The 529-nt window shown below is 69.8% G+C and carries 1 protein-coding gene; it reads left to right on the top strand.

The features are described 5' to 3' along the window. Positions 1–529: beta-ketoacyl synthase N-terminal-like domain-containing protein (locus ACP4J0_RS38720; protein WP_426604169.1), on the top strand; the 529-nt coding region annotated here is incomplete at both ends.

The following is a 529-nucleotide window of genomic DNA, read 5'->3' as shown; positions in this document are numbered from 1 at the left end:
GGACTCGCCCCCGACGGCCGCTGCAAATCCTTCTCCGCCGACGCGGACGGCACCGCCTGGGCCGAAGGCGTCGGCGTACTCGTCGTCGAACGCCTCTCCGACGCCCAACGCCACGGACACCCCATACTCGCCACCGTCGCCGGCACCGCCGTCAACCAGGACGGCGCCTCCAACGGACTCACCGCACCCAGCGGCCCCGCCCAAGAACGCGTCATCCGCGCCGCCCTCCACGACGCCGGCATCACCCACACCGCCGTCGACGCCATCGAAGCCCACGGCACCGGCACCGTCCTCGGCGACCCCATCGAAGCCCAAGCCCTCCTCACCACCTACGGCACCGACCGCGACCGCCCCCTCTGGCTCGGATCACTCAAATCCAACCTCGGCCACGCACAAGCAGCCGCAGGCGTCGGCGGCGTCATCAAAATGGTCATGGCCCTCCACCACGCCCAACTACCCGCCACCCTCAACGCCGACAAACCCACCGAACTCATCGACTGGACCACCGGCAACCTCCAACTCCTCACCC

The sequence above is a fragment of the Streptomyces sp. WG7 genome (assembly GCF_049975785.1).
Taxonomy (GTDB): Bacteria; Actinomycetota; Actinomycetes; order Streptomycetales; family Streptomycetaceae; genus Streptomyces.
This window is presented reverse-complemented; position numbering and strand designations above follow the sequence as displayed.